General features: G+C 67.6%; 22 protein-coding genes. 6 read left to right on the top strand and 16 right to left on the bottom strand.

What is annotated here, in order from left to right; translation table 11 throughout:
- Positions 1-31: 31 nt before the first annotated feature.
- The 5 genes from QRM96_RS08680 to QRM96_RS08700 are packed head-to-tail and all read right to left on the bottom strand — an operon-like array spanning position 32 to position 5,779.
- Entirely contained in the window at positions 32-1,441 is a 1,410-nt protein-coding gene (locus QRM96_RS08680; protein ID WP_285319245.1) for a sulfate adenylyltransferase subunit 1, read from the bottom strand.
- Positions 1,441-2,385 carry a sulfate adenylyltransferase subunit CysD gene (gene cysD / locus QRM96_RS08685; RefSeq protein WP_285319246.1) on the bottom strand — a complete coding sequence of 315 codons (945 nt, stop codon included), beginning with the start codon at positions 2,383-2,385 and terminating at the stop codon, positions 1,441-1,443. Before cysD ends, QRM96_RS08680 begins: the two co-directional genes overlap by 1 nt.
- Entirely contained in the window at positions 2,382-3,110 is a 729-nt protein-coding gene (locus tag QRM96_RS08690) for a phosphoadenylyl-sulfate reductase (protein WP_018760575.1), read from the bottom strand. Before QRM96_RS08690 ends, cysD begins: the two co-directional genes overlap by 4 nt.
- Positions 3,110-4,855, bottom strand: coding sequence for a nitrite/sulfite reductase (locus QRM96_RS08695; RefSeq protein ID WP_285319248.1), 1,746 nt, complete (start codon positions 4,853-4,855; stop codon positions 3,110-3,112). Before QRM96_RS08695 ends, QRM96_RS08690 begins: the two co-directional genes overlap by 1 nt.
- Before the next feature lie 54 nt (positions 4,856-4,909).
- Complete coding sequence (locus QRM96_RS08700; RefSeq protein WP_285319249.1) at positions 4,910-5,779, bottom strand: sirohydrochlorin chelatase; 870 nt, start codon at positions 5,777-5,779, stop codon at positions 4,910-4,912.
- 60 nt (positions 5,780-5,839) lie between these two features.
- On the opposite strand from QRM96_RS08700, the gene QRM96_RS08705 reads away from it, so the two are divergent.
- The gene (locus tag QRM96_RS08705; protein WP_285319250.1) at positions 5,840-6,493 is read left to right on the top strand and encodes a trimeric intracellular cation channel family protein; all 654 of its coding nucleotides are present in this window, start codon (positions 5,840-5,842) and stop codon (positions 6,491-6,493) included.
- A 50-nt stretch (positions 6,494-6,543) separates the two neighbouring features.
- Positions 6,544-6,975 carry a hypothetical protein gene (locus QRM96_RS08710; RefSeq protein ID WP_018760579.1) on the top strand — a complete coding sequence of 144 codons (432 nt, stop codon included), beginning with the start codon at positions 6,544-6,546 and terminating at the stop codon, positions 6,973-6,975.
- 123 nt (positions 6,976-7,098) lie between these two features.
- Here the strand turns inward: QRM96_RS08710 and QRM96_RS08715 are convergent, their stop codons facing one another.
- The 4 genes from QRM96_RS08715 to QRM96_RS08730 all read right to left on the bottom strand — a co-directional run bounded on the left by QRM96_RS08715 (position 7,099) and on the right by QRM96_RS08730 (position 11,279).
- Positions 7,099-7,677: a type IV toxin-antitoxin system AbiEi family antitoxin domain-containing protein gene (locus tag QRM96_RS08715; RefSeq protein WP_285319251.1), complete on the bottom strand. Its 579-nt coding sequence runs from the start codon at positions 7,675-7,677 to the stop codon at positions 7,099-7,101.
- A gap of 396 nt (positions 7,678-8,073) precedes the next feature.
- The gene (locus QRM96_RS08720) at positions 8,074-9,174 is read right to left on the bottom strand and encodes a polyprenyl synthetase family protein (RefSeq protein WP_285319253.1); all 1,101 of its coding nucleotides are present in this window, start codon (positions 9,172-9,174) and stop codon (positions 8,074-8,076) included.
- Positions 9,171-10,502 carry a geranylgeranyl reductase family protein gene (locus tag QRM96_RS08725; RefSeq protein ID WP_285319255.1) on the bottom strand — a complete coding sequence of 444 codons (1,332 nt, stop codon included), beginning with the start codon at positions 10,500-10,502 and terminating at the stop codon, positions 9,171-9,173. Before QRM96_RS08725 ends, QRM96_RS08720 begins: the two co-directional genes overlap by 4 nt.
- 3 nt (positions 10,503-10,505) lie before the next feature.
- Positions 10,506-11,279, bottom strand: a complete 774-nt coding sequence (locus QRM96_RS08730) for a demethylmenaquinone methyltransferase (RefSeq protein ID WP_231369820.1) — start codon at positions 11,277-11,279, stop codon at positions 10,506-10,508.
- A gap of 114 nt (positions 11,280-11,393) precedes the next feature.
- Here QRM96_RS08730 and QRM96_RS08735 point away from each other — a divergent pair, with 114 nt between their 5' ends.
- From QRM96_RS08735 to QRM96_RS08750, 4 genes are all read left to right on the top strand, one after another.
- Entirely contained in the window at positions 11,394-12,791 is a 1,398-nt protein-coding gene (locus QRM96_RS08735; RefSeq protein ID WP_109044287.1) for an isochorismate synthase, read from the top strand.
- Between the two features lie 189 nt (positions 12,792-12,980).
- Positions 12,981-13,934 carry an ABC transporter substrate-binding protein gene (locus QRM96_RS08740; protein WP_109044286.1) on the top strand — a complete coding sequence of 318 codons (954 nt, stop codon included), beginning with the start codon at positions 12,981-12,983 and terminating at the stop codon, positions 13,932-13,934.
- A 35-nt stretch (positions 13,935-13,969) separates the two neighbouring features.
- Complete coding sequence (locus tag QRM96_RS08745; protein ID WP_285319258.1) at positions 13,970-14,929, top strand: amino acid ABC transporter permease; 960 nt, start codon at positions 13,970-13,972, stop codon at positions 14,927-14,929.
- A complete protein-coding gene (locus QRM96_RS08750) occupies positions 14,926-15,702 on the top strand; it encodes an amino acid ABC transporter ATP-binding protein (protein WP_018760587.1) in 777 nt (258 codons plus the stop codon). The genes QRM96_RS08745 and QRM96_RS08750 overlap by 4 nt, the downstream gene beginning before the upstream one ends.
- Before the next feature lie 123 nt (positions 15,703-15,825).
- Here QRM96_RS08750 and menD read toward each other — a convergent pair whose 3' ends face one another.
- From menD to QRM96_RS08785, 7 genes are all read right to left on the bottom strand, one after another.
- Entirely contained in the window at positions 15,826-17,598 is a 1,773-nt protein-coding gene (gene menD, locus QRM96_RS08755; RefSeq protein ID WP_502934885.1) for a 2-succinyl-5-enolpyruvyl-6-hydroxy-3-cyclohexene-1-carboxylic-acid synthase, read from the bottom strand.
- A 245-nt stretch (positions 17,599-17,843) separates the two neighbouring features.
- Positions 17,844-19,910, bottom strand: coding sequence for a PhoX family protein (locus QRM96_RS08760; protein WP_285319261.1), 2,067 nt, complete (start codon positions 19,908-19,910; stop codon positions 17,844-17,846).
- 169 nt (positions 19,911-20,079) lie between these two features.
- Positions 20,080-21,084, bottom strand: a complete 1,005-nt coding sequence (locus tag QRM96_RS08765) for an o-succinylbenzoate synthase (RefSeq protein WP_026264329.1) — start codon at positions 21,082-21,084, stop codon at positions 20,080-20,082.
- Positions 21,085-21,145: 61 nt separating this feature from the next.
- On the bottom strand, positions 21,146-22,162 hold the full coding sequence (gene corA / locus QRM96_RS08770; RefSeq protein WP_018760591.1) for a magnesium/cobalt transporter CorA: 1,017 nt from the start codon (positions 22,160-22,162) through the stop codon (positions 21,146-21,148).
- Entirely contained in the window at positions 22,159-22,653 is a 495-nt protein-coding gene (locus QRM96_RS08775; protein ID WP_018760592.1) for a GbsR/MarR family transcriptional regulator, read from the bottom strand. Before QRM96_RS08775 ends, corA begins: the two co-directional genes overlap by 4 nt.
- Positions 22,650-24,335 (bottom strand): ABC transporter permease, encoded by a 1,686-nt coding sequence (locus QRM96_RS08780; RefSeq protein WP_018760593.1) that lies wholly within the window; start codon positions 24,333-24,335, stop codon positions 22,650-22,652. Before QRM96_RS08780 ends, QRM96_RS08775 begins: the two co-directional genes overlap by 4 nt.
- Positions 24,274-25,266: an ABC transporter ATP-binding protein gene (locus QRM96_RS08785; protein WP_109044280.1), complete on the bottom strand. Its 993-nt coding sequence runs from the start codon at positions 25,264-25,266 to the stop codon at positions 24,274-24,276. Before QRM96_RS08785 ends, QRM96_RS08780 begins: the two co-directional genes overlap by 62 nt.
- Positions 25,267-25,286 lie beyond the last annotated feature (20 nt).

Raw genomic sequence — 25,286 nt, forward strand, 5'->3', positions numbered from 1 at the left:
GCCCGCAGTTTTCCGGCGAATCGAAAAAGGACTAGATGCTGTAGCGCTCGTCCTCGTGGTCGCCCGGGTGGTCCTTGACCAGGCCGGCGGCCAGCGTGTTGCCGTCCAGCGGGTCGATGACCAGGAACGCTCCGGTGCGGCGGTGGTGCAGGTAGTTCTCCAGCGGCAACGGGGCGGCGAGCCGGAGCTGCGCGTGGCCGATGTCGTTGAGCTCCAGGTTCGAGGCGGCCTCCAGCTTGAAGGTGGCCAGGTCCAGTTTGCCGGAGACGTTGCGGACCATCGCCTGCACCGTACGGGTGCCATGCTTGACCAGCACCTTCTGGCCTTCGCGCAGCGGCTTCGGGGACAGCCAGCAGAGGGCGGCGTACAGGTCGGCGGAGGCTTCGCGGACGGTTCCTGCGGCGGCGATGGTGTCACCGCGAGCGACGTCGAACTCGTCCGCCAGCCGGATGGCCACAGACTGCGGTGCGGCGGCTTCCTGCAGCGAAGCGCCGGCGAAGTCGATTCCCGCCACGGTGGTGGTGCGCGGAGACTGGCCCGGCGTCAGTACGGAAACCTTGTCTCCCACCTTGACCGAGCCTTCGGTGATCTGGCCGGCGTAGGCGCGGTAGTCGCGGTAGGCCTCCGCGTCCAGGCCGGCGGCGACGGCATCCGGAGCCAGGGCGCCCTGCGGCCGGATCACCAGCTGCACGGGAAAGCGGAAGCTTTCCAGGTGGCTCTCGAGCTCATCGGCGGCGGGGAGGGTTTCGAGGACCTCGAGCAGGGCGGGGCCTGTGTACCAGGGGGTGCGCTCGGAGCGGTCCACCACGTTGTCGCCGTCGAGCGCCGAAACCGGGATGACCAACAGGTCGCTGATGCCGTCCGAGCCGAGGCCCAGTTCGCGGCCCACCTGCTGCACATCGGCTTCGATCCCGCGGAAGACGGATTCGCTGAAGTCCACCAGGTCGATCTTGTTCACGGCCACGATCACGTGCGCCACGCGGAGCAGCTGCAGCACGGACAGGTGCCGGCGGGTCTGCTCCAGCACGCCCTTGCGGGCGTCGATGAGGACGACGACGGCATCCGCGGTGGACGCGCCGGTCACCGTGTTCTTGGTGTACTGCACGTGCCCGGGGCAGTCGGCCAGGATGAAGCTGCGCTGGTCGGTGGCGAAGTAGCGGTAGGCCACGTCGATGGTGATGCCCTGTTCGCGCTCGGCACGCAGGCCGTCGGTCAGCAGGGCCAGGTCGATGCCGCCCTTGTCGCCGCCAAAGCCGCGGTCCGCTGAGGTGCGGGCGACGGCGTCGAGCTGGTCAGCCAAAATGGCCTTGGAATCGTGCAGGAGGCGGCCCACCAGAGTGGACTTGCCGTCGTCGACCGATCCTGCCGTGGCGAACCGGAAGAGCGTGGTGGGCAGGCTGTCGTTGATTGAGCCTGTCGAAATCCCGGAAATCGTGCTCATTAGAAGTACCCGTCCTTCTTGCGGTCTTCCATGGCGGCCTCGGAGATGCGGTCATCTGCACGGGTGGCGCCACGTTCGGTGAGGGTGGAGGCGGCGACTTCAACCACGACGTCGGACACCGTGTAGGCGTTCGATTCCACGGCACCGGTGCAGGACATGTCCCCGACGGTCCGGTAGCGGACGGTCTTGGTAATGACGTCCTCATCGGGGCGGGGCTGGGAGACCTCGCCCACCGCGCGCCACATGCCGTCACGCGCGAAGACCTCACGCTCATGGGCGTAGTAGAGGCCCGGCAGCTCGATGTTCTCGCGCTCGATGTACCGCCAGATGTCCAGCTCGGTCCAGTTGCTGATGGGGAAGGCCCGGACGTGCTGGCCCACGGTGTGGCGGCCGTTGTAGAGGTTCCACAGCTCTGGGCGCTGGTTGCGCGGGTCCCACTGGCCGAACTCGTCGCGGAGGCTCAGGATCCGCTCCTTGGCGCGGGCCTTGTCCTCGTCGCGGCGGCCGCCACCGAAGACGGCGTCGAACTTGTTCTGCTGGACCGCGTCCAGCAGGGGGACGGTCTGCAGCGGGTTGCGGGTGCCGTCGGCGCGCTCGGCCAGCTCGCCGCGGTCGATGAACTCCTGGACGGAGCCGACCACGAGTTTCAGGCCGAGCCGCTCCACGGTGCGGTCGCGGAAGTCGATGACCTCGGGGAAGTTGTGGCCGGTGTCCACGTGCAGCACGGGGAACGGCACCTTGCCGGGCCAGAACGCCTTGGTGGCCAGGTGCAGCATCACCACGGAGTCCTTGCCGCCGGAGAACAGCAGCGCAGGCTTCTCGAACTCGGCAACAACCTCGCGGATGATGTGGATGGCTTCGGACTCCAGGGTGTCCAGGCTGGACAGGCGCGTGGATACGGCGGCGTCAGTCACCTGGGTCTCCTCGGTAAGTGAAGTGCTCATACGTGTAGTCCGCATTCTGTCTTGTCGGTTCCTGCCCAGCGGCCGGCGCGGGGGTCCTCGCCGGGTGCCACCTTGCGGGTGCAGGGCTGGCAGCCGATGGAGGGGTAGCCCTGGGAAAGCAGCGGGTTGACGGGCAGGAGGTTGTCGTCGGAGTACTGGACCAGCTGGTCGAACGTCCAGGCGGCCATCGGGTTGACCTTGACCAGGCCGTTCTTCTCGTCCCAGCCGATCAGGGGCGTGTTGGTGCGGGTGGGGGCTTCGTCGCGGCGGACCCCGGTGAACCACAGCTCGTAGCCGGCCAGGGTGCGCTGCAGCGGAGCCACCTTGCGGAGGGCGCAGCACTGGGCGGCGTCGCGGGCGAAGAGGTCCTTGCCCAGGAGCCGGTCCTGCTGCTCCACGGTGTTTTCGGGGAGCACGTCCACCACGTTGACGCGGAGGTTTGCGGCCACCTCGTCACGCGTGGCATAGGTTTCCGGGAAGTGGTAGCCGGTCTCCAGGAACAGGACGTCGACGCCGGGCATCTGGTCCGCGACCAAGGCCGGCAGGACGGCGTCGGCCATGGAGCAGGCGACGGCGACGGCGGGCAGGTCGAAGTTGCGTTCCACCCAGGCGATGACGTCGCGGGCGGGGGCGTCCCAGCCGAGTTCCGCGGCGCCGGCTTCAGCCAGTGCCTTGAGCTCCTCGACCGGACGCTTGGCGGGTGCGGGTGCCAGGTGTTTTGCCATTACTGCAGTGCCTCCTCGTCTGCTGCGTGGGCCCATTCGGCGAAGGTCTGGCCTTCGGTGCGGTCGGCAACGAACCGGCGCACCACGCGCTCCACGTAATCGGGCAGGTCGTCGACGTACACTTTCAGGCCGCGGACGGTCCGGCCCAGGCCGGCTTCCTCGCGGGTGTTGTTAGCCAGGCCGCCGCCAAGGTGGACCTGGAAACCCGGGGAGGGCTCGCCGTCGGGCGTTGGCAGCATCATGCCCTTGAGGCCGATGTCCGCCGTCTGGATCCGGGCGCAGGAGTTGGGGCAGCCGTTGATGTGCAGGGACAGTGCCTGCGGCAGCTGGCCGGATTCGGCGAGGTCGGCCAGGCGGCGTTCCAGTTCGGCCACGGCGGTGGCGGCCGTCATCTTGGTTTCAACGATGGCCAGCTTGCAGTATTCGATGCCGGTGCAGGCGATGGTGCCGCGGCGGAACACCGACGGCCGTGCAGAGAGGCCCAGGGCGTCCAGTTCGGCTACCAGCGGCTCCACCTGGTCCTTGTCGACGTCCAGGACCACGAGCTTCTGGTGCGGGGTGGTGCGCAGCCGGTAGGAGCCGCGTGCCTCCAGGGTGTCGGCGAGCTTGACCAACGCGGAGCCGGAGAGCCGGCCGGCCAGCGGCGTGGCGCCGATGAAGAATTTGCCGTCCTTCTGCTCGTGCACGCCCACGTGGTCGCCCGGGGTGGCGGGCTTGGGGGCGGCGGGACCGTCCGCCAGCTTGTAGCCGAGGTATTCGTCCTCGAGGATCTGGCGGAACTTCTCCGGCCCCCAGTCGGCCATCAGGAACTTCAGGCGGGCCTTGGTGCGCATGCGGCGGTACCCGTAGTCGCGGAAGATGCTGGTGACGCCGAGCCACACGTCGGCGGCCTGCTCCGGCTTCACGAAGGCGCCCAGGCGCTTGCCCAGCATGGGGTTGGTGGACAAGGCGCCGCCGGCCCACAGGTCGTAGCCGATGCCGAGTTCGGGGTGCTCGACGCCCACGAGCGCGAAGTCGTTGATCTCGTGCACCACGTCCTGGCTGGGGTGGCCGGTAATGGCGGTCTTGTACTTGCGCGGCAGGTTGGACAGCAGCGGGTTGCCGATGAACCGCTCTCCCAGCTCGGCGATGAGCGGGGTGGGGTCGATGATCTCGTCCTTGGCGATGCCGGCCACGGGCGAGCCCAGGATGACGCGGGGAACGTCACCGCAGGCTTCGGTGGTGGACAGGCCCACGGATTCCAGGCGGTTCCAGATCTCGGGGATGTCCTCCACCCGGATCCAGTGCAGCTGGATGTTTTGGCGGTCCGTCAGGTCGGCGGAGTCGCGGGCGAAGTCCACCGAGATCCGGCCGATCACGCGCAGCTGCTCGGTGGTGAGCGCGCCGCCGTCGATCCGCACGCGGAGCATGAAGTACTTGTCCTCAAGCTCGTGCGGCTCGAGCGTGGCGGTCTTGCCGCCGTCGATCCCGGGCTTGCGCTGGGTGTACAGGCCCCACCAGCGGAACCGGCCGTGCAGGTCCTGGCTCGGGATGGCGTCGAAGCCTTCCTTGGCGTAGATGGTCTCGATACGCTCGCGGACGTTCAGGCCGTCGTCTTCCTGCTTCCAGGTTTCGTTGGCATTCAGCGGCGTCTTGCCGTCCACCTTCCACTGGCCGTGCGGCTTCGCGGCGGGTCGGGACGGGCGTGCGGGGCGCTTGGGGGCAGCGGAGTCCGCAGACGCTCCGGCTAGAGCTGTATCAGTCATGCAACGACTGTAGGGTGCCCCCGATTTACGTCACAAAGGTCCGGAAATGCTGAGTCACCTAGGGAAATATTTCGTCACGAAACGCCGAACGGCCTTGAAGATGCCACCGTGCTGTGCATCGGCGGGTGCCCCGGGCACTCCCGCCGTCGGTGCTGCGGGCGCGGCTTCCGGGGCAGGTTCGGAGCGGGTTGCGTGCATTGCCGCGACGGCGGCGTCGTACCTGTCCAGCGCGATGTCCGCAAGCGTCGCGGATGGCAGCAGGGGTTCGGTGACGACGTCGGCGCCCGCCTTCGCGAGCTGGTCGTGGAAGAAGCCCGGCGCCAGCAGGTAGGAGGCAATCACCACCCGGCCGCCGACGTCGACCGCTCCTGCGGACTCCCCCGCGCCCGCACCTCCTGCCAGCTCCTCCCGAAGCATGGCGACGGCGTCGGGCACCGAGGGCTTGGCCGAGGCGCCGTACGCGGCCACAATCCGGTTGGACCGGAGCTCCCGGAGCTGGCCCAGCAGCTCCTCGACGCTGACGGCGGCGTTGGGATTGGACGAGCCCGCCGCGGCGAGGACGACGACGTCGTTGTCCGTGGTGCCCGCCTCACGCAGCCGCTGGTCCAGCAGGGCGGCAAGCCGGGGGTCCGGGCCCAGCGGAGCGGCGGCGGCGTTGCCGGGGCGGCTCTTCACGGCCCGCGCAATGTCCACCTTCACGTGGTACCCGACACTCAGCAGCAGCGGGACCACCACCGCGGGCTCCCCCTCCGGCAGGCCGGCCACCACGTCCACCAGGTCCGGCTGCTGGACGTCAACATATGCTTCCCTGACCTCCAGGCCCGGCCGGAGTTCAGCGATGGCGGCGCGCAGCGCGTTGACCTCCGCGGCTCCCTGTGTGTTGGACGTCCCATGGGCGCAGGCGATCATGATGGGGCTGTTCATAGGGGCTAGCGTAACGTTGGAGCCGCCCTGTCCGCCCTCTTTGAAATACCGGGACGCCCCATGACATTCGCCTTTGACAACTCCCCGGTATGGCTGGACCTGCTGGGCGTGTTTTTCTTTGCCGTATCGGGGTCATTGCTTGCGGCACGGAAGCAGATCGACATTGTCGGCTCCCTGCTGCTGGCTTCGCTGGTGGGCCTCGGCGGCGGCGTCATCCGGGACATCATCATCGCCGTGGTCCCGGCAGCATTCACCAACCCCGCCTACCTGTTCCCGCCGGTCTTCGCCACGGCGCTCGTGTATTTCCTGTTCTCCAGCGTCCAGCGCTACACGTCCCTGCTGGTCCTCTTCGACGCCGCCGGCCTGGCCCTGTTCTGCATGACCGGCACCCTCAAGGCCCTGGCCACCGGGCTGAACCCGGTGGCGTCCGTGCTGCTGGGCGTGACGACGGCGGTAGGCGGCGGCCTGTTGCGCGACATCACCGCCAACGAGGTGCCGGAACTCTTCAACCCCAAGGACATTTACGCGCTGCCGGCGTTCCTGGGTTCGACCCTGACCGCCGTGTTGTGGGTGCTGGGCGTCTTCAACGTGCTGACGGCGGCGGCCATCGCGGCATTGGTTTTCACGTTCCGGGTCCTGGCCTGGCGGCGGTCGTGGCAGGCGCCGCTTGCTGTCCGCGGGTGGCACCGGCGGGCTGGCGATACGGGGCTGTAGTGGCTGCTCCGTGTCATTTTGGAGGGTCCGGCATTGGCTAGGATATGAGCATGACTGACATGTTCCTCGAGAAGTTCCGCGCGCTTGTTCCGAAGTATCTCGAGGATGAATGGCAGGAAGCAGATGGCCTGACCCCGGAGGAACTGGACAGCGCCCTCGCCGAGCACCAGTTCGAGATCCCGCTGGTCCTGCGCGAGTTCTACCTTGCCCTGGGCGGCTGCGAAGACCTGATGGAGGCCTACCACTACTTCTGGGACCCGGAAGAGCTCGAGGTCGATGACGAGGGCTTCCTGATGTTCCTCGAAGACGAAGAGGAACAGTTCACCTGGGGCTTCCGCGTGGGCGACCTCGGCGTCCCGGACCCCATTGTGTACCGCCGCAACAACGCCCGCGGCCAGTGGAAGTCCGAGGAAGGCACCTTCTCCGAGTTCGTGTTCGACATGTTCGAGTGGGCTTTCGAGGACGACGAAGAGGAAGAGTAGGGGCTCCCCACTCCCCTGCTGGGCCGGCCCTCGCTGAATCTCCCCGCCTTTGAGGGGTGCCGACGGCGTGTTCCCCGGTTTTGCCCGCGAGTCCCCGGCTTTGCGGTTGAAAGTTGGGGAATTTCAGCGGATGACCCTGCCCCTGAGCACCTGCCAGACCTCGGCAAGCACCCTCTGCGGGTTGTGGACGACGTCCGCGTACCCGTATCGCAACACCGCATAGCCGCTGAGGGTGCTGGCATTGTTCCGTGAGCGGTCTTTCTTCACCTGTCGCGGCTCCAGGTGGCTGGCGCCGTCGATCTCGACGATCAGGAACCCCTCCAGCAGGAAGTCGACGTAGCCGATTCCGGGCAACCCGACCTGGGTTTGGGTATGGATTCCCGCTGCACGAAAGAGGATGCGGGCCACCACTTCAAGTGGCGAATCCGCGCTGCCGTCGACAAGGTCCAGGACTTGGCGCGCGGCTCCATTCCGGTTTCCCGGCAGCCGTTGATGCAGGTACGGCAAGGTCGTCACGCCTTGCCGCACCGCGGCCACAAAGTCCTGAGGGGCTTCCCGGAGGGCCAGCACTCCGTGCCTCAGGCGGCAGAGTTCACCGGATGCCGCCGCGTTGCGGATGTCCCGGTCGGAAAACCCGGCCTTGAGGATTGTTGCCGTGCGGGCCACAGAACCGGCATTGCGAAGGAAATGACAAACATCCATGAGGTCAGCACAGCGGACGGATGCCCCCGCCGGGAGCCTGATTCGCGCTATGTGGGTAACCCGCGGCGCTGAAACTCCTCACGTTCCGGCTGCCGTCCCGGCGTGCCGCTGCAACATGCCGGGGTTGGTCACCCGCCGGCGCTGAAAGGCGGGCAGACTCAGCGGAAAAACTTTTTGACACAGGCAGTTACAGAAGACTTGCGCATTGTGACAAAGCTGTCATAAGCTATTCACGGATCCGCTAAACGCCTCCGGCGGGTCTGATGCGAACGGAGAGATAGCCCCGGTTCACAGCAGCTTCGGTTGTTGAGGACCGGGGCTATCCCGTTAACGCCACATAAAAAAGAAGCCCGGCACCTGCTGGCTGGACCAGAGGCGCCGGGCTCCCGCAGAAGGTCAGCTGGCGCGGTCCACCACGGCGAGCGCAAAGTTGGACAGCGACTCCTTGACGACCCCGTCCGGCAGCGGCGCGAGGGCGGCGATGGCTTCGTCGGCCCAGCGGCGTGCCACTACCCAGGACTCGGCCGTGACGGGGTGCTCCCGCAACCCGGCGACGGCGGCGGCCAGGGCTTCGTCCGAGGTCAGGTCGCCGTCTATCAGCGTCAGGAGCTCGACGGCGGACTGGTCGCCGTCGGCGGCAGCCTTGCGCAGGAGCAGCACCGGCAGGGTGGGGACCCCTTCGCGGAGGTCCGTTCCGGGTGACTTGCCGGACTTGACCTTGACACCGGTGACGTCGATGACGTCGTCGGCCAGCTGGAAGGCAACGCCCACCTTCTCGCCGTATTCCACCAGGATGTCCTCGAATGCCTCGTCGGCGCCGGAGAAGATGGCACCGAACTGGCCCGAGGCCGCCACCAGGGAACCCGTCTTGTCCGCGATCACGGACAGGTAGTGCTCCACCGGGTCCTCGTCCGGACGCGGGCCCACGGTCTCGTGCAACTGGCCCAGGCACAGGCGCTCAAACGTGCGGGCTTGGATGCCCAGCGCGCGGCCGCCGAGTTCGGACACCAGGATGGATGCCCGGGCGAAGATCAGGTCGCCGGTGAGGACGGCCACGGAGTTGCCCCAGACTTCGTGGGCTGTGGGAGCGCCGCGGCGGAACGGGGCGGAGTCCATGACGTCGTCGTGGTAGAGGGTGGCCAGGTGCGTCAGTTCAACCACGACGGCGGCCTGCACCACGGCGGGCAGGGATGCGTCGCCGAGGTGGGCGCACAGCAGGGTCAGTAGCGGCCGGATGCGCTTGCCCCCGGCTTCCACCAGGTGGCGGGACGTGGCATCGGCCAGGGGGTCCGAGTTGGCGATCGCCTCCCGGAGTTTCTTCTCCACCTTGGCCAGGTTGTTGGTGATGGCCGGGCCAAGCTCGGCATCCTCCGCAATGGCGGCAAAACCGGCCGGCAGCTGAAGTTCCGTGGCAATAGCGGTGGTATTGAGGCTGGGTTCGGAGTCCGGCAGGCCGTGCCCGGCGTGCGTCCAGCTGTGGTCTGCGGATTTGGTCACGGGTTAACCCTAACTTTTTGTTGCGGATACCGCTGATTCGAAGCTGACGGGGTATTGGACGTGGCCGGAACCAGCGATTCCAGGACGCGGATCACCCGGTCCTCGAAGCCCTTGGCTGACGGGTCCGTGAGGTTGGCCAGGAGCCGGACCACGAACCGCATCAGGACGGGGATGGGCATGCCGGTCCGTAGGGCGAGCTTCATCACGGCCGGCTTCCCGATCAATGCGGCGAAGGCCCGGCCGAGGGTGAAGTGCGAACCCCACTGGCCGCGCACGTAGTCCGCGTACCGCGACAGGTGTGCGTCGGCGTCGTACGTTCCGCTCAAGGCAGCCGAACGGGAGGAGGCGTCGATGATGAACTCGGCCGCAAATCGTGCCGACTCCATCGCGTAGGAGATGCCCTCACCGTTGAACGGGGACACCATGCCACCGGCATCGCCCAGCAGGAGCAGGCCCGGAGAGTAGTGGGGAGTGCGGTTGAAGCCCATGGGCAGCGCGGCGCCGCGGATTTCCCCCACCTGGTTTTCCGGTGTGAAGCCCCAGTCGGCGGGCATCCCGGCGGTCCATTCGCGCAGGACCTGCTTGTAGTCCAGTTTGCCGAATTCCTTGGAGGAGTTCAGGATGCCGAGGCCCACGTTGGAGGTGCCGTCGCCCACGCCGAACACCCAGCCGTAGCCGGGCAGCAGCTTGCCGTCGCGGCCGGGGAGCTCCAGCCAGCCTTCCATCCAGTCGTCGTCGGTGCGCGGCGACGTGAAATAGGTGCGGACGGCAACGCCCAGGGGCCGGTCGTCGCGTTTTTGGATTCCGAGGGACACGGCCGTGCGAGTGGAGTTGCCGTCGGCTGCGAGGACGACGTCGGCAGCAAAGTCACGCGTCTCGCCGGTCTTGCGTCCGTTCCCGTCAAGGACCGCTGCGCGGACCCCGGTGACGCGGCCGGCGTCGTTCCGGAGGGCATCGGTGACGCTGTGCCGCTCAAGGATGGTGGCACCGGCAGCCTCAGCGTGCCGCGCCAGTTCCTCGTCAAAGCCCAGGCGGGTGCGGATCAGGCCGTACTGCGGGAAGTCGGACACCTCAGGCCAGGGCAGCTCGATGGTGCGGCCACCGGCGATCAGGCGCAGGCCCTTGTTCCTCCGCCAGCCGTCGTTCTCGGGGTGCGGCAGGCCGAGCTTCTGGATTTCGCGGACGGCGCGGGGCGTGAGGCCGTCCCCGCAGACCTTCTCGCGCGGGAACTGCGTCTTCTCCAGGACCGTGACCTCAAGGCCGGCCTTGGCGAGGTAGTACGCGGCGGTGGACCCGGCCGGACCTGCGCCGACAATCAGTACCTTCACAGGTCAGCGGACGATGTTGCGGCGCAGCTTGGCCACCGGGCCTTTGTGCGCGGCGATGGCGGCCGCGGCACCCTCGGGTGCGCCGGCGGGCTTGAAGGCCCGGTGCACGGCCACGATTCCACCGGTGAGGTTGCGGTAGGTGACCTTTTCCCAGCCGCTGTCCTGCAGCCAGGCTGCCAGGTGGTCCTGGTCCGGCCAGGCGCGGATGGACTCGGCCAGGTAGACATAGGCATCCGGGTTGGAGGCGACCTTGACGGCGATGGCCGGCAGGGCACGCATCAGGTATTCGGTGTACATGGTGCGCCACAGCGGGACCACGGGCTGGGAGAACTCGGCGATGACCAGGCGGCCGCCGGGCTTGGTGACGCGCAGCATCTCGGCCAGCGCCTTCTTGGGCTCGTTCACATTGCGCAGGCCGAACGAGATGGTGGTGGCATCAAACGTGTTGTCAGCGAACGGCAGGTTGGTGGCGTCACCGGCGATGAAGTCGATGTCCGGGCGGCGGCGCTTGCCCACCTTGAGCATGCCCAAGGAGAAGTCGCAGGCCACCACGTCTATGCCGGCGTCGGCATATGGTTCGCTGGACGTGCCCGTGCCGGCCGCCAGGTCAAGGACGCGCTGGCCCTTGGAGACTTCCATCGCGTCCACCACGATCTTCCGCCAGCGGCGGGTCTGTCCCATGGAAAGGACATCGTTGACGACGTCGTATTTCGGTGCGACGTCGTCAAACATCGTGGCTACTTCGTCCGGACGCTTATCCAAGGATGCTCGGTTCACCATGACATTGTCTCAAATGTTCGCGGCGGTCCGGACCAGCGCCTCCATCTCCTTTTTGCCCCTCCCTGCACCCGGAGATGGCCCCGGCCTACGCGGGAGTAGTGTTGTCTCATCATGACGAGCACGTTCCGCACCCTGACAGTCCCCCTGGATGGCAAAACATTCCCCGGGGGGCTGCCTTCGTTTCTGGTCCGGGACGATGTCCTGTGCTGGACCCGCCGCGAAGCCGGGCTGGCCGGGTTTGGCGAAATTTCACGCTTCACCGCCACGGGTCCGGACCGGTTCCTGGAAGCGGATATCTGGTGGCGGCACCTGGTCCTTGAGGCGGACGTCACGGATGCCGTGGAGCTGCCCGGCACCGGGCCCGTCGCTTTCGGTTCCTTCGCTTTCTCGAAGACCTCGCGGCACGAGTCGCGGCTGATCGTGCCGGAGATCGTGGTGGGCGTCCGGGACAACCAGGTGTGGCTCACCCAGTTAACGTTCGACGACGGCCCGCTCACCGAAGAGACGGCGGTTGCGGCACTGGACCGCTGGCTCGGCAGTGCTGCCGCCGGAAACCCGGACGCTAAGGGCACCACGGCGGCGGACTCCGCCGGGGACGCTCCCCAGGGCGGCGTGCCCGGCAAAGGCCGCGGCGCCGTCGTGCGTCCCCTCCCCCTGGCCGCCGGCGCAACACTGCACACCGGGTCCCTCAGCGAGGAAGCCTGGATGGACGCTGTGGCCGCCGGTGTCGCCGAGATCCGTACCGGAGCGCTGGAGAAGCTGGTGCTGGCGCGGGATGTGGTGGCAACCATTCCTTCCGGCGTACATGCCGCCGATGTATTGCGTGAGCTCGCCGCCAGGTACCGCGAATGCTGGACCTACGGGGTAGATGGCCTGGTGGGCGCCACACCGGAGATGCTGATCCAGGTGGAAGGACGCACCGCCCAGGCCCGGGTGCTCGCCGGCACCCTTGACCGGCGGGACGCCCACGGTGAGGACGGCGCGCCCATGGATTACGCCACCCGGGTCCTGGCGGGTTCTGAAAAGCAGCGCCATGAGCACGAGATCGCCATCCAGTCGCTGACCAAGCAGCTGGCGCCCTTCTCCGAGGCGATGAATGCCCACGACGAGCCGTTCATCCTGGAACTGCCCAATGTCTGGCACCTGGCCTCCGACGTCAAGGCGGAGCTCACCGAAGTGGAAGGGCACGTCCCCACGTGCCTGGCCCTGATCAACGCACTGCACCCCACCGCGGCCGTCTGCGGGACGCCCACCCTCGTGGCGGGCGAGCTGATCCGCAAGCTGGAGCACCTGGACCGTGGACCGTATGCCGGGCCGGTGGGCTGGCTGGACGCCGCGGGTAACGGCGAATGGGGCATCGCGCTGCGCGGCGCCGTCATCGAGTCACCCGACACCGTCAGGCTGTATGCCGGGTGCGGAATTGTTGACGGCTCTTTGCCGGAGGCCGAATTGGCTGAAACTTGGGCTAAATTCCGGCCGATGCTGGAGTCCCTGGGCATCAACAGCTAGCTTCTTGGGGCCCTGCGGCTGGGCCCCGAGTCTGGGATGACAGACAAGTCCTGCTCTGGAAGGCTTGATTTTGCCCCCGCTACAGTTATCCAATAGTGAAACTTAGTTGCGTGTGACGTACCTCTCTTGTTGAGCGTTACACTATAAGCCGCGTTAGTACCTCATAGCCCCTGCAACAAAAGGTAAGAAATGCAGACTCCCCGTACCCTCCTGGGCACCTCCAAGCTGACCGCCGCCACTATGATCGCCATCAGCGCCCTGGCCCTCTCAGCATGCACCAATGCCTCGGAAACGGGTCCTTCCAGCGCGGCTACCTCGTCAGGCAGCGCCAGCGCCAGCTTTGATCCCACCACCGTCAAGAAGGATGACGCCCTGGCCGCCATGGTCCCGGACGCCATCAAGTCCAAGGGCACCATCACCGTTGGTTCTGACACCAGCTACGCCCCCGCCGAATTCCTCGGTCCGGACGGCCAGACTCCCGTGGGCTACGACGTGGACATCGCCAAGGCCATCGGCGCCACGCTGGGCCTCAAGGTCCAGGTCCAGACTGCCGAGTTCACCGGCATCCTCCCGGCCCTCGGCCCCAAGTACGACCTGGGCATCTCCTCGTTCACCATCAACCCGGAACGCCTGGGTGCCGTGAACATGGTCAGCTACTTCAACGCCGGCACCGCCTGGGCAGTACAGAAGGGCAACCCCAAGAAGTTCTCGCTGGACGACGTCTGCGGCAAGTCCATCGGCGTGCAGACCGGCACCGTGCAGGAAGACCCGGACCTCGCCGACCGCAACAAGAAGTGCGCGGCCGACGGCAAGAAGCCCATTGACATCGTCACGCTGAAGAACCAGACCGACGTCACCACGCGCCTGGTGAACGGCAGCATCGACGCCATGGCGGCCGACTCCCCCATCATCGGCTACGCCCTCACCCAGACCAACGGCCAGCTGGAGAAGCTGGGCGACGTCTACGACTCGGCGCCGCAGGGCATCGCCGTGGCCAAGGCCGACACCGCCTGGGCTGACGTCATCCAGAAGGCCGTCACCAAGCTGATGGCAGACGGCTCCTACAAGAAGATCCTGGAAGGCTGGGGCAACGCCGAGGGCGCCATCACCAAGTCCGAGGTCAACCCGGCGGTTAAGTCTTGAGTTTTCGCGTTACCGACGACAAGTCAGGCGTGCACATGGAACACCATCAACAAGGGGACGCACCGGTCCTGAATAAGTCAGTGCCGGTGCGCCACCCCGGCCGGTGGATCAGCGCCGCGATCATCCTCCTCCTGGTGGCCGGGCTCGTGCAGAGCCTGTTCACCAACGCCAACTTCCGCTGGGACGTTGTGGGCACCTACATCCTGGACGTCAAGGTTGTCCAGGGCGTGGGGTGGACGCTCCTTCTAACGGTGGCATCGATGGTCCTGGCCATCGTCCTGGCCATCCTGCTGGCAGTCATGCGGCAGTCCGAGAACCCGGTCTTCCGCTGGTCCAGCTGGGTCTGGGTGTGGTTCTTCCGCGGAACCCCGGTCTACACGCAGCTGGTGTTCTGGGGCCTTGTTACGGTTCTCTACCCGGCCTTCACGCTGGGGATCCCGTTTGGTCCTGAACTGTTCAGCTATGCACTCTCCGATCCCAGCAAAGGCCTGATCCCCGCGATCCTGGGCCTCGGGCTGAACGAGTCGGCCTACCTGGCGGAAATCTTCCGCGCCGGTCTCAAGTCCGTGGACCGGGGCCAGCAGGAGGCCGCGGAGGCGCTCGGCATGTCCAAGGGCAAGATCATGTGGCGGATCATCCTGCCACAGGCCATGCGGATCATCGTCCCGCCCACCGGCAACGAAACCATCGGCATGCTGAAGACCACCTCACTGGTCCTGGCGGTCCCGTTCACGCTGGACCTGACCTTTGCCACCAATGCCCTGGCCAACCGCATCTACCTCCCGATTCCGCTGCTGATCGTTGCCGCGTTCTGGTACCTGCTCGTCACCAGCATCCTCATGGTGGGCCAGCACTACCTCGAGGCGTACTACGGCAAGGGCGTGGACAACCTCGCTCCCGCTGCCGTGAATCCGGCTGCGGCCAAGGCTGCCGGTGCGGGTGCCGACGCCCAGCGGTCCATGAAGACGGACTTCCCCGAGGAGAGTGCACGATGACGGTGACAGCAGAAAAGCCGCTGGTCAAGATCGAGGGCCTGCACAAGTTCTACGGGCCCCACCATGTCCTCCGGGGCATCGATATGACGGTGCGGCAAGGCGAAGTGTCGGTGGTGATCGGGCCGTCGGGTTCCGGCAAGTCCACCATGCTGCGCTGCGTGAACCTGCTGGAGTCCATCAGCGCCGGGCGGATTTCCGTGGGCGGCCAGCTGATTGGCTACCGCGAGGTCAACGGCAAACTCCACGACCTCAAGACCAAGGAAATCGCCGCCCAGCGCCGCGAAATCGGCATGGTCTTCCAGCGGTTCAACCTGTTCCCGCACAAGACCGCGCTGCAGAACGTCATGGAAGCACCCGTGCACGTCAAGGGCCAGTCCAAGGCTGCCGCCCAGAAGCGTGCGCTGGAACTCCTGGACCGGGTGGGCCTGGCGGACCGCTCCGGCCACTACCCGTCCCAGCTCTCAGGCGGCCAGCAGCAGCGCGTTGCCATCGCACGTGCCCTGGCCATGGACCCGGAACTCATGCTCTTCGACGAGCCCACCTCGGCGCTCGACCCGGAGCTCGTGGGCGATGTCCTGAACGTGATGAAGGACCTGGCAAAGTCGGGCATGACCATGATCGTGGTGACCCACGAGATCGGCTTTGCCCGCGAAGTGGGTGACACCCTGACCTTCATGGACGGCGGTGTGGTGGTGGAATCGGGCGACCCCCGGGAGATCATCGCGAACCCGCAGCATGCCCGGACCAAGGAGTTCCTGGGCCGCGTGCTCTGACGTTCCTGCATTTCCCGTTCGATGCGCACATTCCCTGGCGCTGCCGTCATTCCGGCAGCGCCAGGGAATTTTTGCGTCACGGGGCAGTTCACCCGTCGAGGGGCACCGACGCGGGTGCGGCGCTTACCGGCCCGCGAGGACGCCCGCGACGGCGGCGGACACGGCGTCCTTGATGCGGGCATGGAGCTGCCTGAGCTGCCGGCGGTCCGTGCGGACTTCGACGATGCTGCGCCCCTGCACCGGCTGGCCGAGCGCTTCGGCGAGTCCCGCCGTCGTACTGACCAGTGAATGCCCGACGCCGTACGCCGTGGCAAGTGCCGCGATGTCCACCGAGTGCGGGGTGCCGAAGAGGCGTTCGACGGCGTCCCCGTAGCGTCCGCCCTCTTCCACTCCCCCGTGCTCCAGCAGGCTGAAGATGGCGCCGCCGGAATCGTTGAGGACGACGATCCGCAGGTCCGGCTGTTCCTCGCCCGCGCCGAGGAGGAGGCCGCCGGCGTCGTGCAGGAACGTCACGTCGCCCAGCAGGACCGTGGTTTCCTGCAGCCCGCCCAACGCGATGCCCGTGGCCGTGGAAATGGTGCCGTCGATCCCGGCCAGGCCCCGGTTGGCGTAAACCGTGGCGGCAGGATCCGGAGCCGGCAAACCGGCGAGGTCAACGTCCCGGATGCCGTTGGAGGATCCGAGCAGCAGTTGGCCGCGGGCATTCCTCCACACCAGGGAAGCGACGGACGGGCCGGTGGCGGCGGACTCTTCGGAGACCACCTGGTCCAGCGCGTGCTGGGCGGCCGACCCGGCAAGCAGCCAGGTGTCCAGCCAGGCGGAGCTCCCGCGGCCGGCGAAGTCGGCCAGGTCCGCGAGGTTTTCCAGCGGCAGTTCGGTGCGGCGCCCGGGTTCGTACCAGGCGACCGGAACCGGCTGGTACAGGGCTGATTCAATGTCCGCGCGGGCGAGGAGGGAGGCTACGGGACGCGACAGCGTGGGCCGGCCGAACAGCACCACCCGCTCTATGGGCTGGATGGAACCGGGCCCGAAGTGCTCCAGCAGCAGCCGGTACGGGCCCACCGCGTTGGGTCCGAACCTGGCGTTGGAGGAGGGCTCAGCCAGAAGCGGGAGGTTGTGGGCGCGGGCGAAGGCCTCGGCGACCGGCCCGGCGTCGTGCCCGGCGAGCACCACGGTGCGCCGCTCGGGCAGGTCCTCCGGGGCGGGCGGCAGGTTCATGACCAGCGGCTCGAAACCCACCCGGTAGCGTTGCCGCTCCACCGCCTCGGGCAACCCGTCACGTGGCGACGGAACCAGCGGGTCCCGGAACGCGAGGTTGAGCTGGACCGGCCCCGGCGGCAGGTCCGGGAATGCCCCGGTGGCCGCTGACAGCCCGGTTTCCAGGGCGCGCTGCGGGCTTGTCCCGGCGGGAATGTCGGCGGCGAACCTGACCTGCTCGCCGAACAGGTCCGGCTGGACGGTGGTTTGGTTGGCGCCGGTCCCGCGCAGTTCCTCCGGCCGGTCCGCCGACAGGACGATCAGCGGCACGGCGGCGTGGTTGGCTTCCATCACCGCCGGCATCAGGTTCCCGACGGCGGTCCCGGACGTGGTGAGGACGGCAGCCGGCGTTCCGGTGGCGAGGGCAAGGCCCAGGGCCGTGAAGCCGGCAGACCGCTCGTCGATCCGCACCAGGAGCTCCACCCGGCCGGCCGCGGACGCCTCTGCCAGGGCATAGGCCATGGGGGCCGACCGGGATCCGGGCGATACCACCACGTGCCGCACGCCGCCGTCGAGCAGGACGTCGACGGCGATCCGTGCCGCAGCAAGCGCGCCCAACCCGGGCGCGGCGTCGGCAGGGGCGTTGGCGTTCCCGGGATCGGTTTCTGCGGAGGTGTCCGGTGCGGGTTCGTTCGGCAAAGTCACCCAACCAGTCTGCCACCCTCCAACCCCCGCTCACCTATGACAACCAATCCCCCAACCCCCGCTCACCTACGACGACTCAAAAGGAAACGCCCGCTCACCTACGACAACTCAAAAGGAAACGCCCGCTCACCTTATGCGCCCAAGAAGGGCAAAAGTGAGCGGGCGTTGCCGCAAAACCCGTCGAAAGTGAGCGGGCGTTACCGGAAATCCCGTCGAAGGTGAGCGGGCGTTGGCAGGCGTTAGCCGCGGAACACCTGGACCACTGCGGGACGGGGCGCACGCACCTTGCCGGGTGCCGGCGTCGTACCGGCCGGGACATAGTCCGGGAAGTAGGAATGCGGCGCCTCGAAAGTGCCTTCCTCGCCCGGGTGCTGAACGGAGACGAAGACGGTGCGCTCGTCGTCGTGGATGACCGGCCCGCAGGTTTCGGCGTCGCGGGGAACGGAGAGGAACTGTTCCACTTTGCCGCGCTCTGCACCGTCCAGGGTGACTTTGAAGAGTCCGTCGTTGTAGCCGATCCCGGATGGGGCACCGTCGGTGGAGATCCAGAGGTTGCCGACGGAGTCGAAGGCCACGTTGTCCGGGCAGGAGATGGGCGAAACCTTGTCCACCGGGTAGCCGGAGAAGTAGGTGACATCGCCCTGGGCGGGATCGCCGCAGACCATCAGGAGGGTCCAGTTGAACTTCGTGGACGTCTGGTCCCCGGTTTCGGTGATTTCCACGATGTGCCCGTCGCGGTTCTGCGTGCGCGGGTTGACTTCGGTGGCGCCTTCCTTGGTGCCGGTACCGCGGTCCGAGTTGTTCGTGCAGACGACGTACACCTTGCCGGTGTGCAGGCTGGGCTGGACGTCCTCGCAACGGTCCATCTTGGTGGGTCCCACTTTGTCCGCGGCCAGGCGGGTGTAGACCAGGACCTCCTCGACCGACATGCCGGGGACGGCGGACTTGCCGCCGACCACAAGGGGCAGCCATTCGCCAGTGCCGTCGAACGCGCCGTCGGAGGGAAGCGCCCCGGTGCCAGTGATTTCCGACGCGGGAGAGTTTCCGGTGAACTTGGCGACATACAGGTCGCCCTCGGAGAGCAGGTTCATGTTGTTCCTGCGGTCGCCCTCGCGGTATTTCCCGGCCGAGACGAACTTGTAGAGGTAGTCGAACTTCTCGTCGTCACCCATATAGGCCACCACATGCCCCGATTCGGCCACGATCACGTTGGCGCCCTCGTGCTTGAAGCGGCCCATCGCGGAGCGCTTCTTGGGGGTGGAGGTGGGGTCGAACGGGTCGACTTCGACGATCCAGCCGAACCGGTTGGTTTCGTTTTCGTAGCCGGCGTTGCGGGTATCGAAGCGGGGATCGTCCAACTCCCACTGGCGGGCGGTGGGCTTGGCGGTGAGGCCGTAGCGCTTGTCGCTGGCGGAGGTGCCGCCGGAGACAAAGTAGCCGTTGAAGTTCTCCTCGCCGGAGAGGATGGTGCCCCAGGGGGTGGTGCCGCCGGAGCAGTTGCCGAACGTTCCCTTGATGGCGCGGCCGGAGGGGTCGGCGACGGTCTTGACCAGGGCCGACCCGGCAACGGGGCCGGTCAGTTCGTAGATGGTGTCGGAGAGGTAGCGGCGGTTCAGCGGCGCGCCCTTGACGTAGGACCACGGCTTGGCGGTGTTCTTGCGCTCAAGTTCCACCACGGCCAGGCCATGGGCGGCGCGTCCGATGGCGCGGGTTTCCTTGGCGTCGTAGCCGGCGGGAACCATGATGTTCTCGTTGGTGTACTCGTGGTTCGTGAACAGCACCGCGCGGCGGCCCTTGCTGTCCGGGATCCCCACGATGTCCGTGTAGTCGTTGTTGTAGCCGAACTGCCGGGCCTGCGCTGCCGCGGTCTGGTTGTTCAGGTCGAAGTCCGGGGAATCGTTGAACAGCGGGTCACCCCAGCGGATGATGGGCTGCCAGGTGAATCCGTCCGGGACGGTGAAGGCATCAACGGCCTTGTCCACCGGCTTGATGGCGGTGAACTGCAGCTTGGACTTGCCGAAGCCCTCCTTGGCAGCCTTGGACAGGCCTGCGGCGGAGGCGGGTTCGGCGGAGTTCACCGCGGAACCGAGGACGACGGCGAGCGCACCGGCGGCGCCCAGGCCCAGGGCGGCACGGCGGGACAGGGTGGCGGAGGCAATGTCGCGGAAGTAGCTGTTGGAGCTGGTGTTGCAGACCTCGCCGGCGCAGGCGTTGTCGCATTTGAGTGCACATGTGACCGGGCTGCGCTTGCCCTTCGTATGGCCGAGCATGGGCAGCAGGGTGAACTTGCGAGCAGTTTCAGACATGGGGAGCCTTCCGAAGGAATGTCTTTGGGGTGCCCGCCCACCCTTCCAGCCCGTTCCTACAGGAAACCGTCCATTTGATGAAGTTATGGTTAACCGCCCGTGACCTGCAGGGACGTTGCCAGAAGTGAGCGGGCGTGTCAGGAAAAACCGCCAAAAGTGAGCGGGCGTGTCAGGGAGCGGTGAGGAGGGCGTGGACGCGGCGGACCCGGTCCAGCCACCAGTCCCGGCGTTCGGCCGGAGCCGCGAACCGCTTCAGCAGCCCGGCGTCGGGAACAGCGTCGCGGAGGCCGATCGCGCCGTCGTCGGCCACCAGGGGGTCCAGGGTGACGTCGGATTCGAACAGCGACACCGTGCCCAGGCCGCAGGCGTAGGGCAGGTCCGGCAGGGCGGCGGCCAGGGCCAGGCCAGCGCGGATCCCCACCGAGGTGTCCAGCGCGGAACTGACGACGGCGGGAAGTCCAGCCTGCGCCACGATGTCCAAGGCGCGCCGCACTCCACCGAGCGGGGCCACTTTGACGACGATCAGGTCCGCCGCACCGGCCCTGGCGACGCGCAGGGGGTCGGTTTCCTTCCGCACGCTCTCGTCGGCGGCGATCAGCACCGGCGTCCCGGCGTCCCGCAGCCGGGAGCGGACCTCGGCCAGCCCTTCGATGGTGGGTACCGGCTGCTCGGCGTATTCCAGGCCGACGGCGGCCAGCCGGGTCAGGGCCCCCACCGCTGCGGGCACGTCCCAGCCGCCGTTGGCATCCACCCGGATGGCGGCCCCGGGCAGGGCGGCCCGGACGGCGTGAAGCCGGGCGTCGTCGTCGTCCAGGGACTGTCCGCGCTCGGCGACCTTGACCTTGACCGCGTCCACCCGGCCGAACCTGGCCAGGACCTCCGGCACCCTGTCCGCGGGAACGGCGGGTACGGTGGCGTTGACCGGTACGGACCTGCGCAGCGGCGCCGGGAAGCCCTGCCAGCCCGCTTCAATGGCGGCGGCCAGCCAGCGGGAAGCCTCGGCGTCGCCGTACTCCGGGAACGGGCAGAACTCGCCCCACCCGGCCGGGCCGCGGAGCAGCAGTGATTCACGTTCCATGATGCCGCGAAACTTGACCCGCATCGGCAGGCTGACCACGTGCGCTCCCGCAAGGAGTTCGTCCAGCGGGGGTATCGGGGCATCGTGGCGCGGCATGCGTTTCACTGTACCGGCGCCGGAGTCCTCCCGGATCTGCGGCAACGGCGGTGTGGAAAACCTAGATCCACTTGTTGTGCTTGAACGCCAGGTACAGGATGAGCCCGAGGAGCAGCATCAGTCCAATGGCATACGGGTAGCCGTAGTCCCACTCGAGCTCGGGCATGATGCGGAAGTTCATGCCGTAAATGGATGCCACGAGCGTGGGGGCGAACAGGATGGCAGCCCAGGAGGAGATCCTTTTGACCTCCTCATTCTGGGCGTAGCTGGAAACTGTCAGGTTCTTCATTTCATCGTTTTGCCGCTGGGCCACCAAGGCGGCGTTGACCGCGAGGGCGTTCTGCAGCAGGGCGCGGAAGGCCGCCACGCGTTCGTTGAGCCGGAGCACGTGGTCCAGGACGTCCCGGTAGTGGTCACGGAGCTCCGATGCCTGCTCGCGGTCCGGGGTTCCGGACATCAGGGCGTGCAGGATCCCGGCCAGCGGACTGGTGGCACGCTGGAACATGATCACCTGGCGGGACAGTTCGTAGATGCGGCGGGATACGTCCGGGTCGGCGCCGAAGAGGTCGTCCTCGATCTCGTCGATATCGTTTTCCAGCCCGGCGGCGACGGGTTCGTATTCGTCCACCACCTGGTCCAGGATGCCGTACAGCACCGCGTCCGGGCCGAGGGCAAGGAATTCCGGCATGGACTCCATCCGCCGCCTGACCCGGGCCAGGTCCGGGGACTCGGCGTGCCGGACGGTGACGACGTATTCTTCGCCGACAAAGACGTGGATCTCGCCAAAGTCGACCTTCTCGACGTCGTCACGGTACTTGGCGGGCCGAAGCACGAGGAACAGGCACTCCCCGTAGTGTTCCAGTTTGGCGCGCTGATGCCCGGCGAGCGCGTCCTCCACGGCCAAGGGGTTAAGGTCGAATTCCTCGCCGACGGACTCCAGTTCCGCGGCATCCGGCCGGTAGAGCCCGATCCATGCCATCCCCTCACGCTGCCGCAGCAGGAAATAGGTCTCGTCCAGGTCCTCGGGGTCCTCGGTCCGCAGCCCGTTCACGTACACCGCGTTGTCGATGATGGTCACGGCTGCGCCTCCCGTTCCTTTTCCCAGTCGTCCAGCAGGGCCGGCATCCTTGATTTGAGGAAGCGGTAGAAGCGGGCCATCTCGGCCACCCGGGCCCGGGCCGCCGAACCTTCCGGCAGGGCCTCGGCGGTGGCGTCCGTCAGCTCGGCGAGCTTCTCGTAAATGGGACTGTTCCGCATGGACACCACATACCACTCGTCGTCGTGCAGTGCGTAGAGGTCGCGGCGGCTGCCGGGCTGCGATACGCGGTGCACGAAGCCGACGGTCTGCAGGTAGCGCACCGCCCCGGACACGGCGGCGGCGCTGGCCCCCAGCCGCTCCGCGAGCTCTGCAGCCGTAAGGCTCCCCTGCTCGGATGACACCAGGGTCAGGAGCGTCCTGGCGGGCATCTTCGGAAACCCGGCGGCGGCGAACGCGGCAGCCGTCCGTTCGGCAGCCGCGGCGGCCACCCCGGCGTCCCGGGCGGCAGCCACCCCCGTCCCGGCGCTCATGCCGCCCCCACCTCCCGCCGCCGCATCGCCGCGACGGCAAGCGCGCCGGCGACGACGGCGATGGCCAGCATCCACCACGCCCCGCTCCAGTCGGTCGCGTTCCCGTGCGGGACCGGCGTGTGGGTAAACGGGGAGAGGTCGCGGAGGCTCTGGTCCAGGCCCAGCATGCCGCCGAAGATCCCCAGGAACACCCCGAGCCCCAGCAGGGCCCAGCCAACGCCAATGGTCGCGGCGGGCCACAGGACGAACACCAGGGCGGGCACGGCGAGGTAGACCAGCGCCGCCGGCAGCTGCGCCACGGCGGTTTGCCAGAGCGCATCGGCCGGCATGGCCTGGTCACCGGAACCGGTCAGCGTGATCCACGTGCCCACCGCGGTCAGGCCAATAACCAGGACCACTGCTGCGGCACCGAGCACCAGGTAGCCGGCCAGCCAGCGCATCCGCCCCACCGGAGCGGCGAGCAGCAGTTCCGCGGTCCCGGCGGCCTCTTCCTGCCTGAGCCTGATCACGGCCTGCAGCGCGCAGGCAGCGGCCAGGATCCCTGCCATCGAGAACAGGACAGACACCATGAGCTGGGTCAGGGAAGTGCCCTGCGACTGGAGGATCGACCTCAGGACGGCGGTGATATTGGTGTCCGGCGTGTCGACGGCGGCAATCGCCTTTCCCAGCGACCCGGCCAGCAGGCCGAGGGCCAGGCCACCCAGTGCCCAGCCGATGATCGAGTTGGCTTGCAGGCGCAGGGCGAGGGCCGCAGGGCTGCGCAGGCCCGGCCGGGCGGTGAGGCGTCCGGGGCGGGCACCCCAAACGCTGGCGCCGCTGTCCCGGGTGCCCAGGATGGCCCATGCGGCCCCGAGGCAGGCGACGCCGAGCCCCAGCGGCAGCAGCAACGGCCAGGCCCGGTTGCCGGAGAAGGCGAACGTCTGCTGGCCCCATCCGATGGGCGAGAACCAGCTGGCGGCGCCCTCGGTCATGGACGTTCCGTCAGCGTGCGGGGTTCCGGTGGCGTCGCCGATCCCGCGCAGCACGTACGCCAGGACAACCAGGGCGGAGGAGACACCGTTGGCGCCGCGCGAGGTGCTTATGAACTGGGCCACCAGGATGCCCACGCCAAGGAAGGCAAGGCCGACGGCGCCCGTGGCCGCACCCGCAACGAGGGACCCCTGCAGGTCCAGGCCCTGGGCGGCAAGGCCGGCGAAGACGGCGAGCGCCGCCAGGACATTGGCCGCCGCACCGTGCAGGACGGTGGCAATTGTGGGCAAGAGCCGGCCCGCGGGGGTGGCGGCCACCAGCTCGGCGCCCCCGGTTTCCTCGTCGGCACGGGTGTGGCGCACGGCCAGGAACGTGCTCATCAGTCCGGCCAGCAGGGCCAGGAAGGCATAGACCAGGAAGAACGTGAAGGCGCCCTGGTCAGCGCCGCGGGGCAGGCCGCGCAGCATCAGGATGGCGGGGGTGGCGATGGCCACCTGCAAAATTTCGGCGCGGCTGGCGGCGTTGCCGTACGTCTGGGTCACGGCGGAGGCGGCGAACAGGGCGAAGGCGCCGATTCCCAGGATCCAGCTCAGCAGCTGCCAGCGGTCACGGCGCAACCGCTGGCCCCAGAGGATCATGAGGACGGCCATGTCAGCCACGTCCCCTGGCGCCCAGCAGGTGCCGGCGCGCGCCGTGCCGGTGGTCCCCGTCATCGTCCCGCGCCCCGGATTCGGCACCTGCCGCCGGGTCGCCGTAGTGCCGCAGGAACAGTTCCTCGAGCGACGGCGGCGTAATGGTCAGCCCCTGCACCGCCAGGGCGCCCAGGGCGGGCAGCACCTCCGCCACCCGGTCCGATTCCGCGCTGAACTTGACCCGGCCGGCGTCGAATGTCAGGTCATGCACGGCCCCCAGCCGTGCCAGGGAGGCTGTGTCCAGGCCATCGGCGGCGAACGAAATTTCGGTCCTGGTCAAGTGGCGCAGGGAGTCCAGCGTTCCGCCGTCCACAATCCTGCCGGCGCGGATGATGCTTACCCGGTGGCACAGGACCTCCACCTCGGTAAGGATGTGGCTGGAGAGCAGCACGGTGGCGCCCCGTTCGACGACGGCGAGCAGTTCCCGGCGGAAGACCTCCTCCATGAGCGGGTCGAGGCCGCTCGTGGGCTCGTCGAGCAGGTAAAGCTCGGCGTCCGTGGCGAGGGCCGCGATCAGGGCCACCTTCTGCCGGTTGCCTTTGGAGTAGGCGCGCCCCTTCTTGGCCGGATCAAAGTCGAAGGCCTGGCACAGCCGGTCCTTGCTGCGGCGGTACGCCGCACCATCCGCTGTACCGCCGCGGAGCCGGGAGAGCAGGTCGATGGTTTCGCCGCCGGAGAGGTTGGGCCACAGCCTGACGTCGCCGGGGACATAGGCCAGGCGCCGGTGGAGTTCAACAGCCTGGGTCCAGGGGTCCATGCCAAGGACGGTGGCGGAACCGGATGTTGCCTTGGCCAGGCCCAGCAGGATGCGCAGGGTGGTCGATTTCCCGGCGCCGTTGGGCCCCAGGAAGCCATGGATCTCCCCTGCCCGGACGTCAAGGTCCAGCCCGTCCAGGGCACGGACCTTGCCAAAGTTTTTATGCAAGCCCACAGTTTGGATGACAGTGTTCATGGATTAATCTTCGGAGTTTT

Origin of the sequence: Pseudarthrobacter sp. lyk4-40-TYG-27, from assembly GCF_030209295.1 — a bacterium.
In the GTDB taxonomy this organism is placed as follows: domain Bacteria; phylum Actinomycetota; class Actinomycetes; order Actinomycetales; family Micrococcaceae; genus Arthrobacter.

Excerpts from the sequence above, each read along its gene's own strand:
- QRM96_RS08680 (WP_285319245.1), bottom strand. The coding sequence starts at position 1,441 with ATGAGCACGATTTCCGGGATTTCGACAGGCTCAATCAACGACAGCCTG.
- cysD (WP_285319246.1), bottom strand. The coding sequence starts at position 2,385 with ATGAGCACTTCACTTACCGAGGAGACCCAGGTGACTGACGCCGCCGTA.
- QRM96_RS08690 (WP_018760575.1), bottom strand. The coding sequence starts at position 3,110 with ATGGCAAAACACCTGGCACCCGCACCCGCCAAGCGTCCGGTCGAGGAG.
- QRM96_RS08695 (WP_285319248.1), bottom strand. The coding sequence starts at position 4,855 with ATGACTGATACAGCTCTAGCCGGAGCGTCTGCGGACTCCGCTGCCCCC.
- QRM96_RS08700 (WP_285319249.1), bottom strand. The coding sequence starts at position 5,779 with ATGAACAGCCCCATCATGATCGCCTGCGCCCATGGGACGTCCAACACA.
- QRM96_RS08705 (WP_285319250.1), top strand. The coding sequence starts at position 5,840 with ATGACATTCGCCTTTGACAACTCCCCGGTATGGCTGGACCTGCTGGGC.
- QRM96_RS08710 (WP_018760579.1), top strand. The coding sequence starts at position 6,544 with ATGACTGACATGTTCCTCGAGAAGTTCCGCGCGCTTGTTCCGAAGTAT.
- QRM96_RS08715 (WP_285319251.1), bottom strand. The coding sequence starts at position 7,677 with ATGGATGTTTGTCATTTCCTTCGCAATGCCGGTTCTGTGGCCCGCACG.
- QRM96_RS08735 (WP_109044287.1), top strand. The coding sequence starts at position 11,394 with ATGACGAGCACGTTCCGCACCCTGACAGTCCCCCTGGATGGCAAAACA.
- QRM96_RS08740 (WP_109044286.1), top strand. The coding sequence starts at position 12,981 with ATGCAGACTCCCCGTACCCTCCTGGGCACCTCCAAGCTGACCGCCGCC.
- QRM96_RS08745 (WP_285319258.1), top strand. The coding sequence starts at position 13,970 with ATGGAACACCATCAACAAGGGGACGCACCGGTCCTGAATAAGTCAGTG.
- QRM96_RS08750 (WP_018760587.1), top strand. The coding sequence starts at position 14,926 with ATGACGGTGACAGCAGAAAAGCCGCTGGTCAAGATCGAGGGCCTGCAC.
- QRM96_RS08760 (WP_285319261.1), bottom strand. The coding sequence starts at position 19,910 with ATGTCTGAAACTGCTCGCAAGTTCACCCTGCTGCCCATGCTCGGCCAT.
- QRM96_RS08765 (WP_026264329.1), bottom strand. The coding sequence starts at position 21,084 with ATGCCGCGCCACGATGCCCCGATACCCCCGCTGGACGAACTCCTTGCG.
- QRM96_RS08775 (WP_018760592.1), bottom strand. The coding sequence starts at position 22,653 with ATGAGCGCCGGGACGGGGGTGGCTGCCGCCCGGGACGCCGGGGTGGCC.
- QRM96_RS08780 (WP_018760593.1), bottom strand. The coding sequence starts at position 24,335 with ATGACGGGGACCACCGGCACGGCGCGCGCCGGCACCTGCTGGGCGCCA.
- QRM96_RS08785 (WP_109044280.1), bottom strand. The coding sequence starts at position 25,266 with ATGAACACTGTCATCCAAACTGTGGGCTTGCATAAAAACTTTGGCAAG.